Below are 14,631 nucleotides of genomic sequence, written 5' to 3'. Positions count from 1 at the left end.
CTGAGTCTGAAAGTTCTGCAGGGTCGTGTCGTTCATGGCGATGATGTCCTGTCTGAAGTCGCTTACCAGCGGCGTTCGAATTTGTTGCGTAGCCAGACGGCGAGAGCATTGAGAAAGATCAGCACCGCCAGAAGCACCAGGATGCCGCCCGCCGTCTTCTCGGCAAAGGCGCTGTTCGGCTCGCTGGCCCAGGTGAAGATCTGCGCCGGCATCACCGTCGAGGCGTCCGTGATCGATATCGAGGCATCGGGAATGAACGCCACCATGCCCACGATGATCAATGGCGCGGTTTCCCCCATGGCCTGCGCCAGACCGATGATCGAACCGGTCAGGATGCCCGGCAGCGAGACCGGCAACACGTGATCGCGCACGACCTGCCAGCGTGAGCAGCCCACACCGAAGGCGGCATGACGGATGCTGTCCGGCACACTGCGCAAGGCTGCGCGTGTCGAAATGATGATCACCGGCAATGTCATCAGTGCCAGGGTCAACCCGCCCACCAGTGGCGAGGAGCGCGGCACCCCGAAGAAGCTGATGTAGATCGCCAGCCCCAGCAGACCGAACAGGATCGACGGCACGGCCGCCAGGTTGTTGATATTGATCTCGATGAGCTGCGTCAGGCGGTTGTCGGGCGCGAACTCCTCGAGATAGACGGCCGTCATCACCCCGATCGGGAAGCACACCGCCATGGTGACCAGCATGGTCATCACCGTGCCGATGGCCGCCGAGGCGATCCCCGCCAGTTCCGGCATCTTGGAGTCACCGGTGGTGAAGAAGGTGGTGTTGAACTTCAGCGCCGCGCGCCCGTCCTCGACCAGGGCCTGGAGCGTTTCCTTGTCGGCGGGACGCAGCCGATCCTCGTTCCCCTTGAGGAACTGATCCACCCGGCTGTCGGCGATCACCCATCGGGTCTGGGTGGTACCCATCAACTCCGGGTTGTTTTCCATCTCGCGCGGCAGGGAGCGGAAGAAGCCGCGCGAGATCAGCGGGCGCACGTCCTCATCGACGGCCGCAAGCGGCAATTTCTGGGACTGCTCGTCGTAGCTGACCTCGACCTGCAGCTGCGCCTGCTGAAACGCGGGCCACCCTCGCACCACCATGTCGGAAATGAACACGACGAGGAATGCCGCCGACAGGATCAAGGCGCCCATGGTCATCCATTTCATGCGCGCCGAACGCCGATGGCGTTTCTTGAGCTGCGCGGAAATTTCTTCGAACGATTGGCTCATGCTCTCGACCTATCGGATTACAGGTTGTTGACGCGGTACTTCTCGCGGAAGCGGCGAATCATGAACACCGACACCACGTTCAGCGTCAGCGTCACGACGAACAGCACCAGCCCCAGGGCAAAGGCCGAGAGTGTCTGGGCGCTTTCGAATTCCTGATCGCCGGTCAGCGCCGCAACGATGCTCACCGTCACGGTGGTCATGTCTTCCAGCGGATTGGCGGTCAGGTTGGGACGCATGCCGGCCGCCATGACCACGATCATGGTTTCCCCCAGCGCGCGGGACACCGCCAGCAGCGAGGCCGAGATGATCCCCGGCGCGGCGGCGGGCACCACCACGTTGCGCACCATTTCCCCTTTGGTGATGCCCAGCGCCAGGGCTCCTTCCCGCAGGCTGTTGGGCACGGAATTGATGACATCGTCGGACAGCGAGGAGATGAACGGGATGATCATGATGCCCATCACCAGCCCCGGTGCCAGGGCATTGGAGTACGAGGCATCGAGCCCGAACAGCCCGGCGATATCCACCACCAGCGGCGCCACGGTCAAGGCCGCAAAGACGCCGTATACCACGGTGGGGATCCCTGCCAGCACTTCGATCACCGGCTTGGCAGCCTTGCGAATGCGCATGGGCGCGAACTCGACCATGTAGATGGCCGCGCCCAGACCGAAGGGAATCGCCACCAGCATGGCGATCAGGGTGATCATGAAGGTGCCGGCGAAAAGCGGGATCGACCCGAACTGCGCGGCACTGCCCCCCTCTTCGCCGCGACCGGCGGCGGAAAGGAAGCTCGCGCCGGGATTCCAGGTAGTGCCGGTCACGAAGTCCCAGAAGCTATGCATCTGGAAGAAACGCAGGGCCTCGGTGATGATCGACAGTAGAATGCCCAGCGTGGTGAGAATCGAGATCATCGCCGCGGCTGCCAGCAGCTTGCGAATGACCCCTTCGATGGCGCGTCGCGCATGGAAGTCGGGGCGTACTTGACTCAGCCCCATGACCAGGCCGATCGTCGCAATGATCAGGCTCGCCGACAACAGATAGAGCGTGGGGATCTCCGCCCCCATCAGCAACAGGGCAAACGCCCCCAGGGCGCTGACCAGAAGTGCTGGTCCGGCGGTGGCGAGGACCGCGAACCAGGCGTATTGATCCGGCTGTGCATGCATCGCCGTGCCCGTGGCACGAACGCGCGAGGCCTTGGCGCGGCTCAGGGTGAAGGCAACTCCCCCAAGCACCAAGAGTACCGCGCAGAACAGCAGGAAGACGGTATTCGTCGTCATGTCGGTCTCTCAGGATAACGTTGCTCCCGGTGGGAGCCATCAACCCCGTAGGGCTCGTCACGCAAATGGGCCGGCGGCAAAAGCCGCCGGCCACTTCATCGGACCGCTTACGGCCTTACTTCAGGTCGCTGAGTTCGAGACTCTCGCGATTTTCGACATCGCTGCGCGCCTGCTCGCGTGCGTCCTCGGGCAGCGGGATCAGACCCAGGCCCTTGAGGTAGCCCATCGGGCTGATCATCTGCTCGCTCATGAACAGGTCGACGTAGGGGTACATGGCCGGCACGCTATCGGCATGCTGGTTCTTAACGTAGAAGAAAAGTGAGCGCGACACCGGATATTCACCGGAGCTGATGGCTTCGGGCTCGGGTTCCACACCATCGATGCTCGCGGCGGTCAGGGAGTCGGCGTTCTCTTCGAGGAAGGAATACCCGAAGATACCGAATGCCGTGGTGTTTTCCTGGAGACGCTGAACGATGAGGTTGTCGTTCTCGCCGGCGTCGACGTAGGGGCCGTCCTGACGGATGTCGGTGTAGCCTTCACCGCCGTAGGCGTCCATCTCTTCGGAAGCGGCTTCCATCACCAGCTCCTCGAAGGCATCACGCGTGCCGGAAGTGGTCGGCGGACCATACACCATGATCTCGCGATCCGGCAGCGAGGAGTCGATATCGCTCCACTTGGTGTAGGGGTTGTCGACCAGTTCGCCGTCCTGGGGCACCTTGGCGGCCAGCGCGAGGAACAGCTGCTCACGCGTGAAGTTGACCGGCTCGTTGGTGTTGGACTCGGCGAACGCGATACCGTCGTAACCGATCTTGGCTTCGGTGATGTCGGTCACGCCGTTTTCCTGGCAACGCTCGAACTCGGAGGGCTTCATGCGGCGCGAGGCGTTGGTGATGTCCGGCGTGTCCAGCCCGACCCCATTGCAGAACAAGCGCAGACCGCCGCCGGACCCCGTGGATTCGATGACGGGTGTCGGGTAATCGGTGGTCGCGCCGAACTCCTCGACGACGTAGCTGGCGAACGGATAGACGGTGCTGGAACCGACGATGCGTAGCTGCTCGCGTGTTTCGTCCTGCGCCTGGGCAACGCCTGCGACGCTCATCACGGCAGCGGCCAACGCGGTAGTCTTGAGGATACGGTTCATGCGGGTAACTCCTGTCGATGAGAGTGTTCAACCTTCGCGACACCTAAGATGCCCAATGAAGATGACAGCTTCATGACAAAAGATGACGAATGTCACTCCGAGTTACGCCGACGCGTTGCGCCCCGTCTACCGTTCGGTCACTGCCCCTTCTTCCTCCTGAGCCCCCAAGGCTCGACCGGCCAGTACCCGCACGCCGATATTGCCCAGCAAGGAAGCGCCCAGCATCGTCAGTACCGTCGGCCAGGCACTGGCGATCTCGAAGGCCCCCACCAGCATGCCGGCGAAGGCGCCGCTGGAAAATTGCAGACACCCTTGCAGCGCCGTGGCCGTCGCGCTCATGTTCGGGAAGTGATCGAGCATCGAGGACATCGCGTTCGGTGCGATCAACCCCTGCATGCCCACGAACACCACCATCAGCGGCGCGACGCTGTAGATCGAGTCCATGCCCGACAGGATCAACGCCACCAGGGCCACCCCGGCACATAACTGAATGCCCAGCCCCACCACGAGATTCTGCTGCGGCGTGCGTCTCTTCAACAGATAGATGTTGAGACGGTTGGAAGAGGCCATGACCAGGATGTTGGCCCCGAACACGAACGGATAGACCGCCGCCGAAATGCCGTAGTGCTCCATGTACAGGTACGGCGACCCGGTGATGAAGGCAAACATGCCCGCGAACGACATCGACACGGCGCAGATGTAGCCCATCGCCTCGCGATGACGAATGACGCTGGCATAGTTGCGCAACACCTGGCGCATCGACGGTGCGTCGGGATCGCGCCCATGGGTCTCGGGCAGGCGCGTGCCCAGAAAGAACAGCAGGAAGGCGGCATACAGCGCCAGGAACAGAAAGATCGACTGCCAGTTGAAGAATCCCAGCAGCACGCTTCCCACCGTGGGCGCCACCAGCGGGGCGAGCATCAGGATCATCGCCATGGTCGACATCACCTTGGCGGCCTCGCGTCCGCTGAAACAGTCGCGCACGATGGCCGCGGAATTGACCACGCAGGCCCCGCCCCCCAGGGCCTGGACGAAACGCAGCCCCCAGAGCGTTTCCAGCGACGACACCTGCATGATGCCCAGACTGGCGACCAGAAACACCACCAGCCCGGTCAACAGCACCGGACGCCGGCCAAAGCGATCCGACAGCGGGCCGCACAGCAGCTGGCCGATGGCGAAGCCGAACAGGAACACGCTCAACGACAGCTCGGTGTGATGCACGCTGGCGTTCACCGCCTCGGCGAGCGTCGGCATGGCGGGTAGATAGGCATCGATGGCGAAAGGCGCCAGGGCGGTATTGGCCGCCACCAGCAGCGCCAAACGTCGCGCATTGAGTCGAGTCACGACATCTCCTGAAGAACGTACAGAGTCGTGCCGGCTCCGACGGGGCCGGCACGCCAACATGAAGAAGGCTAACGGCTAGTGCGCTCATCATAGCCGATAACGCCCTTTCTGGGGACCGAGCGTCGCGGCGGTGTCCACAAATCGCAACAATCCCGCGCCATCATGGCGGCCGTCTCGCCTCGTGCGTCCGCATCGCGAGGCCGATTTTCGTCGCCTTCAAAAAAGACTACAGGGACTGACACCATGCGCGTTTCTTTACCTCGTCGCCTACCGCCCTTGACGATCCGCGGCATCAGCATGCTGGTGCTGGGCGCATTCAGCCTGATGGTGATTGCCGTCGGGCTACTGGGGGGATATGCGCTGCATGTCGGCCAGAACGCCTTCGACACACTCGATCGCCTCAACGTCGAGCGCACCACCATTCTCGATGACGTCTATGTCGACACATTGCGTGCCCAACTGGCCATGAACCGTGCCGCATCGCTACTCGAGCGCCCGTCGTTCGATCCGCCGGGGCCGGTCATCGATGAGGCCGAGGCCTTGATGACCCGAGCGCAGGAAGCCTTCGAACGACTCGAGCCCGCCGCCGCCTCCCCGGCACTCGAGACGCTGAGCCAACGCTTTCATTCGCTGGTCAATACCGGCATGTCACTGCAGTTGATGCAACTGCAGGAAGCCAACGAGCGCCTCGCCGCCGGCGACAGCACGGCGCGCGACCTGAGCGGCTACCGCTCCGGGCAGTCGCGCTTGCACGACATGAACGCCGCGTTCATGGAAAGCGCCGATGCCTTCATGACCGCGAGCCAGCAGCGCGGCGCGACCCTGGTGGATGATTTCGGCGTCATGGCCGATGGCCTGCGCATGCTGATCGGCGCAGCCATCCTCGCCTCGCTGATCGCCATCGCCCTGGTCATGTGGGGCATGACACGCCATGTGGTGACCCCTCTCAACGGTCTGCTCGAGCATTTCGAGCGGATCGCCGAGGGGCGGCTGGAACGCCCTGTCCACGCACGCGGGCAACGCGACGTCCGGCGTCTGTTCGAGGCCCTCGACGGCATGCGACAGCGTCTTGCCGCCAACGTCGGCGAGGTGCGCGCCAGCAGCCAGACGATCCATCGCGATACCCAGCGCATCGCCGAGGACAGCCAGGCCCTGGCCTCGCGGACCGAGCGACAAGCCGCCGCCCTGGAAGAGACCGCCGCGAGCATGGCACAGCTGACCGCGACCGTGGGGCGCAACGCCGAGCATGCCGAACGTGCCGTGACCCTGGCCGCGACCGCCTCGCACTCTGCCGAGCGGGGGCAGGAAGCCGTCTCGCAGGTCACCACGACCATGGAGAGCATTCGCGCCGGCTCGCGCCAGGTCGAGGATATCGTCGCCATGATCGATTCACTGGCGTTCCAGACCAACCTGCTGGCGCTCAATGCCTCGGTCGAGGCGGCTCGTGCCGGGCAGCATGGACGAGGCTTCTCGGTGGTGGCCAATGAAGTGAGGCGCCTCGCCAGCCAGAGCGCCGAGGCCGCGCGCGATATCCGCATCCTCACCGACAACGCCCGGCGGGATGTCGAGGCCGGCAGCCAGCGCGTCAAGGAAACGGGAACCACCATCGGCGAACTGGTCGCCTCGGTGGAGCAGACGGCCCAGCTCATGCGTGACATCGCCGACGCCAGCCAGGAACAGCATCAAGGCATCGCACAGATCGATCGGGCGATCGAGCAGCTGGAACAACTCACCCAGGGCAACGCCGCCATGGCCACGCAGGCGACACACGCCGCCACTACGCTGGGTGAGGAAACCACACGGCTGCATGCCTCGGTGCGCGAGTTCGTCCTCGACGGGGACAGCGAATACGTACCGCGCGAACCGGTGTCAGACGAGACGGAAACGGCCTCTCGGTGGCAGGACGAGGCGACACCGGCCCCAGCGCTGGCCACCGCCACCTGAAGGTGATCATCAGCGAGGACGCATCACCCGGTCCGGCGACCGATACGCTCAGTGATGCGTCCGGGAGCAATCCTCGCCGGGCTTCTGCGCTTCGAGCAGATCGACCAGGGGCTGGAATTCATCGCGATTGTGATCGCTCATGCGCATCAGAATCCGGTGCGCCTCGAGGATGCGCTGCTGCATGCCCTGCTCATCCGCCCTCACCTGCGGCAACTCGCGCAGGCTCGCCGGCTCGGTGAGCGGTGCATCGAGCAACGTGAAGTAACGCGAAAACCCCATGACATCCAGCATGCGCCGCACATCGGGATGCTCGGCGACGATGGTCGGCGGCTGTTCGAGCCGCCCCTCCACGGCCATGGCCACCTTGGCCAGAAAGCCCAGGGCGGTGGAGTCGACATTGGTCGCCTCGCGCAGATCGATCATCACCGCGGCCAGGCCGGGGCTGTCGGCCACGCGCTGCGCCTGCTGATCGAGTGTGGCACACAGCGTCAAACGCACGTCACCACTCAGCTTGAGCACGAATACACCGGCGTTGAACGCCGCCTGAATACGCCCCTCATGCATGATCGAATCCGCTCAAAGTCATGATGGTGAGATCATCCGGCAGTTCGTCGCCCAATACGAGTGCATCTTTCAACGCATCCACACGGGCGCACTGGGCGACGCGCTCCTTCAACGCAACGAGGCGTTGATCGAGGGTATCGCCCGCCAGACATTCCAGTATGCCGTCCGAGCACAGCCACAGACGAAATGCATCGGGCAAGGCATAACCGTAAGTGGGGAATTCGACATGCGGAAACAACCCCACCGGCGGCCCTTCTCCCGACAGCACGCTGACCTCGCGACCCACTTGCAAGAGCGGCATCGGCATCTGCGCGCCGAGCGAATAGTGGAGATAGTGACGCTCATGGTCAAGCACCCCGGCGAAGACCGTGGCATGCTTGCCGATCCCCGTCTCCAGCAGCTCACGATTGAGCTCGGTCAGGCACTGCGCGGGGAAGTCGCTGGCGTTTTGCTCGCGCCATTGCGACAACCAGCGGTTGCTGAGGTACTTGAGCAGTACGGTGACGAACGCCGACGACGCCCCGTGCCCCGAGACGTCGACGAAGTAGAAGAAGCTGTAACGCGCATCGCAGCGCTGAAAGTCGAGAAAGTCACCCGATAGATACAGCGAAGGCGCCAGCCAGTACTCGGCGGTGACATCGTGGCGCGTCACGGGATTGGCGGGCAGCAGCTTGCGCTGGATCTGCCAGCCGGCCTGCTGATCGAGACGCAGCATGGCCAGGTGGGTTTCCAGGCTTTCGTTGAGTTCGGCCAGGCGCTGACGATCCCGGGCGTATTCCTGAGCCAGCCGATGATGCTCGATCGAGCGTCCGATCAGGCGTCGCAGCACGTCACCATGACACTGCGGCTCGACCAGATAGTCGATCAGCCCGGCATCCACCGCCTGCAGCAGATCGCCGTCGAAACGCGTCTCGCTGATCACGATGGTCGGCCAGCGCGCCGCCAGCGCGGCCCAGTCCTGGCGCGGCACGGCGCGCACATGCGCCACCACCAGGGCCACCTCCGCAGGCAACTCCTCGGCATGAGCCGCCGCCAGCACGGCGAAATGTCCCTGGCCAATTAGGCCGGCCAGCGCATCCCGCGATGCGCCGGGCTGGTCGAGGAGACCGATCAGGGTACGAGAGTTGGCCATGCGGGGCCTCGGGGTCACTCGGCGAAGGCGTCTTCGTCGTATTCGAAATCGTCGCCGAAGTCACCGTCGGCGAAGGGATCCGCTCCCGTTTCGCCATCGTTGACCTCGTAACGCCGGTTCTGCAGATACGCGTCGCGGATGAAGCTGTAGCGGTCGCCCCGAATCAGCTCCTCGCGGTCGAGCAGCCCCGCCCGCGTATCGATGAGATCGATGAACCTCAGGCCATAGCGTACCTCGTCCTCCTCGACATACGTCACCGGATCGGTGTACCAGTCCACGGGCAGCCCCGAGGTATGGCGCAGCGTCCGACCACCGAGCACCGGCAGCACCACGTAGGGGCCTTCGGCGACGCCCCAGGTGGCCAGGGTCTGCCCGAAGTCCTCTTCGCGCTCCACCAGGCCCATGCGCGAGGCCGGATCGAGGATGCCGCCCACCCCGAGGATGGAGTTGATCACGAAACGGCCGGAGGCGATGCCGGCATTGGCCCACTTCCATTGCAGCACACTGTTGATCGTGGTGCCGACCTCGCCGAGGTTGCTGAAGAAATTGCCCACCCCGGTCTGGACCGGATCGGGCGTCACGTAGTCGTAGCCCTGCGCGACGGGTTTCAACGCATAGCGATCCAGTGTGTCGTTGAAAGCGAACACCTTGCGATTGTAACTTTCCCACGGATCGTCGGGATTGCCCTGCGTCTGCCCCTGGCTGGCACAGCCGCTCACCGCCGCCGCCATGCACGCCACGGCCAGCCACTTGGTCGTTTTCATCAAGCCTTCACCTTACGCAATATCACATTGCCCGCACTGTAGCCCGCTCCGAACGAACAGACCACCCCCACATCGCCTGCGACCAGATTTTCCCGGTGCAGATGGAAGGCGATGATCGAGCCCGCCGAACTGGTGTTGGCATAGCGGTCGAGAATCACCGGTGCCTCGGCCAGGCTCGGCTCGCGGCCCAGCACACGCCGCGCGATCAGATCGTTCATGTGACGATTGGCCTGGTGCAGCCACAGCCGCTTGAGGTCGTCGGGGGCCAGCCCCTCGGCGTCGAGGTGTTCGCCGATCAGGGACGCGACCAGCGGACAGACGTCCTTGAACACGCGCCGCCCGTCCTGCACGAACAGCTTGTCGGAGACGAAGGCCGGATCCCGGTCGACGGGATGGTCGGTCACGCGGTCGAGAAAGCCGAAATTGTTGCGGATCGCGTTCGAGAAGCGTGTCGCCAGGCGCGTGCTCACGACGTCGAAACGCTCTTCGGCGCAGGCCACGTCGTCGGCTTCCAGCAGCACCGCCGTGCAGGCATCGCCGAAGATGAAGTGACTGTCGCGATCCCGGAAGTTGAGGTGCGCCGAGCAGATTTCCGGGCTCACCACCAGGACTCGCTTGACGCTGCCGGCACGGATGGCGTTGTTGGCCTGGTCGATGGCGAAGGTGGCGCTCGAGCACGCGACGTTCATGTCGAAGGCATGTCCCTCGGCGCCCAACGCGGCCTGGAGCTCCACCGCCACCGCAGGATAAGGACGCTGCAGGTTGGAGCAGGCCACGATCACCGTATCCAGCGCGCCGGGTTCGACCCCTGCGGCAGACAGCGCCTGGCGCGCCGCGTCGAGTCCCATCTCGGCCTGCAGGGAGAGTGCATCGTCGGCCCGGGGCGCCAGGTGCGGACGCATGCGGTCGGGGTCGAGAATGCCCGACGCCTCCACCACATAGCGACTCTGGATACCTGATGCCTTGGCGATGAACTCGCTGCTGGAATGCTCCAGCGGCTGACGCCATCCGTCCTCGATCGCCTCCTGGTAGCGCGCGTTTTCGCGATCCACCCAGGCATTGAACGAGGCCACCAGCGTGGCGTTGTCGATGGCGTGTGGCGGCGTGTAAAGGCCGGTACCGGTAATGACCGCGTGCGTCATGAGCGTGCTCCGTGATGCGCTTGTTATGGTGTCGTCGATGCCCCGTTCGCGGGGCGGTCATCTGGCGCGCGAGGTCACCGTCCCGTGAGTTCCGTCCAGCGACGCTCCAGGCGCTTGGCCGAGACCGGCGCCAGCGTGCCCAGTTGCTGGGCAAACAGCGAGACACGCAACTCTTCCAGCCACCAGCCGAACTCGACGAAGCGCGGGTCACGCCGCCCTTCACGCTGATCGGCCTCGAGGCGCGCGCGCAACCGCTCTTCGAACGCATGCACCTGCTGCATCGCCATTTGATCGCGGGACCGCTCGCGCGGGGCCTTCTCGAGCCGGATCAACGCCGCCTGCATGTAGCGCGGATACTGCTCGAGCCATTCCTCGGCATCGCTGACGAAGCCGGGATAGACCAGGCGCGCCATCTGGGCCTTCAAATCACTGTAGACCAGGGCGAGGGACAGGTTCAGGTTGCCCTTGAGGGCCTTGGTGACCTCGAGATGCCCTTCCAGCGCTTTCTGCAGGGTCGCGACCCGCTCCTCGGCGTGCGCCACCAGCTCGCTCCGCGTGGCCTCGATGCGCGCTTCCAGGGACTGGCGGTCACGCGGCAACGGGTCCACGGCAACGACCTGCAGGAACACCGCCTCGACCAGATCGTCGACGAGCTGCGTCTTGCTCCCCACCTTGGCGAACAGCAACGCGCAGCGATCCAGTCCCTTGAGTTCGCGCGACAGGTAACGAACCTGCTCGGGCAGGCGCAGCATGGCCGCACGCTTGACGCCATGGCGGTGCGCGGCATGCGCCTTGTCGGGATGATCGAACGACTCGATGGCCAGGCTGTCACCTCGGTCGACCAGCGCCGGGTAGGCCTCGACGCGAATGCCCGCCTGCTGGGTGGAGCGCGATTCGGGAATCGCCTGCTCCGGCAGCTCGGCCAGCGCCTCCGCCGTCGGACCGCTCGCCGCCAGCGCCCTGGCACCCTGGCTGGCCGCTTCGTCGAAGCGCTGCTTGAGGGCACCGAGGTCGCGCCCTTCGCCAAGCACCTCGCCATCGTGCGCCACCACGCGCAGGTTCATGATCAGGTGCGGCTCGAGCTGATCCGTGCGCCAATCGTCGGCGCTCAGGCGCACCCCCGTGCGCCGGCGCAGGAACTCGCCCAGGGCCTCGGTCAACGGGCGCTCGTCGGGCACCAGGGTGGCCAGGGCCGCATCCACCCAATCGGGAATCGGCACCACCTGCCGACGGATCGCCTTGGGCAACGTCTTGAGCAGTGCGATGCATTTCTCTCGCAACAGCCCCGGCACCAGCCACTCGAGCCGTCCTTCGGGCAGCTGCGACAGCATGGCGGCCGGTACCGTCAGCGTCACGCCATCGTCGGACTCGCCCGGTGCGAAATGATAATCCAGCGGATAGCGCACGCCGTTGTGCACCAGCTCGTCGGGATAGGCCTGCTGGGTGACTTCCTCGGCATCGCGCGCCATCAGGGTGGCACGCTCGAGCTTGAGCACCTCGGGCGCTTCTCGTTCGGCTTGCTTGCGCCAGCGCTCGAAGCTGCGCGCGCCGGCCACGTCCGCCGGCAGCCGGGCATCGTAGAAGGCGAACAGCGTCTCCTCGTCGACCAGGATATCGCGCTTGCGGACACGATCCTCGAGTTCTTCCACGTCGTCGATCAGGGCACGATTGTGCTGGAAGAAGGCCGCCTGGGTGCGGTACTCCCCTTCCACCAGCGCACGCCGGATGAAAAGCTCCCGGGCTTCTTCCGGCGCCACCTTGGCGTAGTCGATGCGCCGCCCGGTGACGATCGGCAGACCGAACAACGTCACCTGCTCGAACGCCACGACCTGGCCACGCTTCATCTCCCAGTGCGGTTCGCTGTAGCTGCGCTTGACCAGATGCGACGCCATGGGCTCTACCCATGCCGGCTGGATGCGCGCCACGTCGCGCGCATAAAGGCGCGAGGTTTCCACCAGCTCGCCGGCCATGACCCACTTGGGCGTCTTTTTGGCCAGCCCCGAGCCGGGATGAATCATGAACTTGCGGTTGTGCGCGCCGAGGTATTCGCGGTTTTCCTGCAGCGTGCCCAGGTGCGAGAGCAGCCCCGACAACAGCGCCTTGTGCAAGCGCTCGCCATCGACGCGCGGACGCGCCGACGCAGCGTCGTCCTCCTTGGGCGGCAATACCGCGCTGGAGGGCTCGAGTCCCATGTCACGCGTCAGTTGCTTGAGCTGGCGGAAGGTGTCATGCCACTCCCGCAGCCGCAGGTAGCTGAGATAGTTGTCACGGCACCAGCGCCGCAGCTGGTTGCCGGAGAGGGTCTCGCGGGCCTGCTCGACCCCATGCCAGAGATTGAGCCAGGCCATGAAGTCCGACTCGGGGTCCTGCCACTGGCGATGCTTCTCGTCCGCCGCCTGGCGCTTGTCCGCCGGACGGTCGCGCGGGTCCTGCGTCGACAAGGCGCTGACCACGATCAGTGTCTCGCGCAGGCTGCCCTGCTCGGCACCGGCGAGTGCCATGCGTGCCAGGCGCGGGTCGATCGGCAGGCGGGCCACGCGACGCCCGAGCTCGCTCAGGCGATTGTCGGCGCCCACGGCCCCCAGTTCATAGAGCAGACGATAACCGTCCTTGATGAAGCGCGAATCCGGCACGTCGACGAAGGGGAAAGCCTCGATGTCGCCGAGCTTCAGCGCCAGCATGGAGAGAATCACCGAAGCCAGGTTGGTACGCTGAATCTCCGGCTCGGTATACGTCGGCCGCGCCAGGAAGTCCTCTTCGCTGTAGAGGCGGATGCACACGCCCTCGCTGATGCGCCCGCAACGCCCCTTGCGCTGGTCGGCGCTGGCCTGACTGATCGGCTCGATGGGCAGGCGCTGCACCTTGGCGCGATAACTGTAGCGGCTCATGCGGACCAGGCCGGGGTCGATCACGTAGCGGATGCCCGGCACGGTCAGCGAGGTTTCCGCCACGTTGGTGGCCAGCACGATGCGGCGTCCGGCATGCGGCTGGAACACGCGATTCTGCTCGGCATTGGAGAGCCGCGCATAAAGCGGCAGGATCTCGGTGCCCTTGAGGTCGGCACGGCGCAGCGTGTCCGCCGTTTCGCGAATTTCCCGCTCGCCGGGCAGGAAGATCAGCACGTCGCGGGGCCCGCTGTACCAGCGTCGCTCGCGCTCGATGGTCTCGACTTCTTCCACCGCATGCAGAATGCCCTCCTGCAAGGTGCGGTCTTCCTCGTCGTCCGCATCGCGCACCAGCGGTCGATAGAACACGTCCACCGGATAGGTGCGCCCCGAGACTTCCACCACCGGCGCCGGCTTGCCGTCGCGCCCGAAGTGGTGGCTGAAACGCTCGACGTCGATGGTCGCCGAGGTAATGATGATCTTGAGGTCGGGCCGCCGCTCGGTGAGGCGCTTGAGATAGCCGAGCAGGAAATCGATGTTGAGGCTGCGCTCGTGCGCCTCGTCGATGATGATCGCCTCGTAGCGCATCAGATCCGGGTCGTTCTGCGTCTCGGCGAGCAGGATGCCATCGGTCATCAGCTTGACCAGGGTGCGCTCGTCGGTCTGGTCGGTGAAGCGCACCTGGTAGCCGACCTGCGCCCCCAGCGGCACGTCCAGCTCCTCGGCGAGGCGTGTGGCGACGGTGCGCGCCGCCAGCCGCCGTGGCTGGGTGTGGCCAATCAGCCCTCGGCGCCCCAGCCCCAGCTCGAGACACAGTTTGGGGAGCTGGGTGGTCTTGCCCGAGCCGGTCTCGCCAGCGACCACGACCACCTGGTGAGCGTCGAGCGCCGCCAGCAGATCCTCACGGCGTTCGACCACGGGCAGGTCATCGGGATAGCGCAACGTCAGCGGTTGCGCGCGCCGCGCCGCCAGCTGCTCGCGCGAACGCGCCAGACGGGCTTCGATGTCGCGCAACGAGCGGTCGATGGGTTTACCGCTGCGCGCGCGCCCGTTCAGCTTGGCCAGGCGGCGCCCCTGTTCGTGGGCATCGCGCAGCAGGCAGTCGTCGAGTTGCGCGCGCAGACGCGCCAGTTGATCGCGGGAATCGCTCGTCGGTGTCGTGCTCAAGGGCGCCTCATGAAATCAGCAAAACGGCTCGCCCTCGGGGAAGGC

At 65.0% G+C, this 14,631-nt stretch carries 10 protein-coding genes; 1 reads left to right on the top strand and 9 read right to left on the bottom strand.

Features of this window, described 5'->3' with window-relative positions:
- Positions 1–62: 62 nt before the first annotated feature.
- From pstA to CSAL_RS07485, 4 genes are all read right to left on the bottom strand, one after another.
- Positions 63–1,229, bottom strand: coding sequence for a phosphate ABC transporter permease PstA (gene pstA, locus CSAL_RS07500; RefSeq protein WP_011506777.1), 1,167 nt, complete (start codon positions 1,227–1,229; stop codon positions 63–65).
- Between the two features lie 17 nt (positions 1,230–1,246).
- Complete coding sequence (gene pstC / locus CSAL_RS07495; protein WP_011506776.1) at positions 1,247–2,503, bottom strand: phosphate ABC transporter permease subunit PstC; 1,257 nt, start codon at positions 2,501–2,503, stop codon at positions 1,247–1,249.
- Positions 2,504–2,618: 115 nt separating this feature from the next.
- Positions 2,619–3,644, bottom strand: a complete 1,026-nt coding sequence (locus CSAL_RS07490) for a PstS family phosphate ABC transporter substrate-binding protein (RefSeq protein WP_011506775.1) — start codon at positions 3,642–3,644, stop codon at positions 2,619–2,621.
- A gap of 126 nt (positions 3,645–3,770) precedes the next feature.
- Positions 3,771–4,988, bottom strand: a complete 1,218-nt coding sequence (locus CSAL_RS07485; protein WP_011506774.1) for a Bcr/CflA family multidrug efflux MFS transporter — start codon at positions 4,986–4,988, stop codon at positions 3,771–3,773.
- A 243-nt stretch (positions 4,989–5,231) separates the two neighbouring features.
- Here CSAL_RS07485 and CSAL_RS07480 point away from each other — a divergent pair, with 243 nt between their 5' ends.
- Entirely contained in the window at positions 5,232–6,932 is a 1,701-nt protein-coding gene (locus CSAL_RS07480) for a methyl-accepting chemotaxis protein (RefSeq protein WP_011506773.1), read from the top strand.
- 48 nt (positions 6,933–6,980) lie between these two features.
- Here CSAL_RS07480 and CSAL_RS07475 read toward each other — a convergent pair whose 3' ends face one another.
- The 5 genes from CSAL_RS07475 to hrpA form a co-directional block, all read right to left on the bottom strand.
- Positions 6,981–7,496, bottom strand: coding sequence for an STAS domain-containing protein (locus CSAL_RS07475; protein ID WP_011506772.1), 516 nt, complete (start codon positions 7,494–7,496; stop codon positions 6,981–6,983).
- Positions 7,489–8,628 (bottom strand): PP2C family protein-serine/threonine phosphatase, encoded by a 1,140-nt coding sequence (locus tag CSAL_RS07470; protein WP_011506771.1) that lies wholly within the window; start codon positions 8,626–8,628, stop codon positions 7,489–7,491. The genes CSAL_RS07475 and CSAL_RS07470 overlap by 8 nt, the downstream gene beginning before the upstream one ends.
- A 14-nt stretch (positions 8,629–8,642) precedes the next feature.
- Positions 8,643–9,392, bottom strand: coding sequence for an MlaA family lipoprotein (locus CSAL_RS07465; RefSeq protein WP_011506770.1), 750 nt, complete (start codon positions 9,390–9,392; stop codon positions 8,643–8,645).
- Positions 9,392–10,534: a beta-ketoacyl-ACP synthase III gene (locus CSAL_RS07460; RefSeq protein WP_011506769.1), complete on the bottom strand. Its 1,143-nt coding sequence runs from the start codon at positions 10,532–10,534 to the stop codon at positions 9,392–9,394. The genes CSAL_RS07465 and CSAL_RS07460 overlap by 1 nt, the downstream gene beginning before the upstream one ends.
- A gap of 74 nt (positions 10,535–10,608) precedes the next feature.
- On the bottom strand, positions 10,609–14,586 hold the full coding sequence (hrpA, locus tag CSAL_RS07455; RefSeq protein WP_011506768.1) for an ATP-dependent RNA helicase HrpA: 3,978 nt from the start codon (positions 14,584–14,586) through the stop codon (positions 10,609–10,611).
- Positions 14,587–14,631: the final 45 nt, after the last annotated feature.

This window comes from Chromohalobacter israelensis DSM 3043 (genome assembly GCF_000055785.1).
Taxonomy (GTDB): Bacteria; Pseudomonadota; Gammaproteobacteria; order Pseudomonadales; family Halomonadaceae; genus Chromohalobacter; species Chromohalobacter israelensis.
This window is presented reverse-complemented; position numbering and strand designations above follow the sequence as displayed.

What these genes read in the sequence shown, in the direction of transcription:
- pstC (WP_011506776.1), bottom strand. Translation starts at nt 2,503, where the DNA reads ATGACGACGAATACCGTCTTCCTGCTGTTCTGCGCGGTACTCTTGGTG.
- CSAL_RS07470 (WP_011506771.1), bottom strand. Translation starts at nt 8,628, where the DNA reads ATGGCCAACTCTCGTACCCTGATCGGTCTCCTCGACCAGCCCGGCGCA.
- CSAL_RS07460 (WP_011506769.1), bottom strand. Translation starts at nt 10,534, where the DNA reads ATGACGCACGCGGTCATTACCGGTACCGGCCTTTACACGCCGCCACAC.
- CSAL_RS07465 (WP_011506770.1), bottom strand. Translation starts at nt 9,392, where the DNA reads ATGAAAACGACCAAGTGGCTGGCCGTGGCGTGCATGGCGGCGGCGGTG.
- CSAL_RS07480 (WP_011506773.1), top strand. Translation starts at nt 5,232, where the DNA reads ATGCGCGTTTCTTTACCTCGTCGCCTACCGCCCTTGACGATCCGCGGC.
- CSAL_RS07475 (WP_011506772.1), bottom strand. Translation starts at nt 7,496, where the DNA reads ATGCATGAGGGGCGTATTCAGGCGGCGTTCAACGCCGGTGTATTCGTG.
- CSAL_RS07490 (WP_011506775.1), bottom strand. Translation starts at nt 3,644, where the DNA reads ATGAACCGTATCCTCAAGACTACCGCGTTGGCCGCTGCCGTGATGAGC.
- pstA (WP_011506777.1), bottom strand. Translation starts at nt 1,229, where the DNA reads ATGAGCCAATCGTTCGAAGAAATTTCCGCGCAGCTCAAGAAACGCCAT.